The sequence below is a fragment of the Collinsella sp. AF19-1LB genome, from assembly GCF_003459655.1.
In the GTDB taxonomy this organism is placed as follows: Bacteria; Actinomycetota; Coriobacteriia; order Coriobacteriales; family Coriobacteriaceae; genus Collinsella.
The window spans coordinates 1,063-1,526 of the sequence record NZ_QRWO01000070.1 but is presented as its reverse complement, the minus strand read 5'-3'; the positions used below and the strand labels follow the sequence as shown (position 1 = coordinate 1,526).

Annotated in this window: 1 protein-coding gene; it reads right to left on the bottom strand. The window is 70.9% G+C overall.

What is annotated here, in order from left to right:
- Positions 1–60: 60 nt before the first annotated feature.
- The coding region (locus DWX39_RS11275; RefSeq protein WP_233512215.1) for a transposase at positions 61–464 on the bottom strand (404 nt) is incomplete at its 5' end.

Sequence of the window (464 nt, the reverse complement as noted above, 5' to 3'; positions counted from 1 at the left end):
GGTGGCGCGCGCAGACGTGGTGTAAGAGCGTCCCGAGGTCCGTCGCTGCAAGTCCCGATGTTACTCCTTCTTGAGACCGCGCCTCTCGACTATCTCGTCCACTATCTCCCTGGCGCGCCGCCCGAGCGCGCGGCGCCTCCCCTCTGTCGGGGCCGGCCTGTCCGCGGGCTCGGCGAAGCCCTCGGCGGCCGAGGCCTCGGAGAACACGCGCTGCTGGGACCACTGTCCCTCGGTCTCCATGAGGCTCGCGCACGTCAGGCGCAGCATCGACTCCCTCGAGGGGAAGGACTGCACGACCCTGTAGCGGCGCTTGATCTCGCGGTTGGCGCGCTCCTGGACGTTGTTGGTGCGGAGCTTGGCCCAGTGCGCCCTGGGGAAGGCCGTGAACGCCAGCGCGGAGTCCTCGGCCTGCTCGAAGACCTCGCCGGCCCTGGCGGACACCGACGCCACCCAGGGCGCCGCCT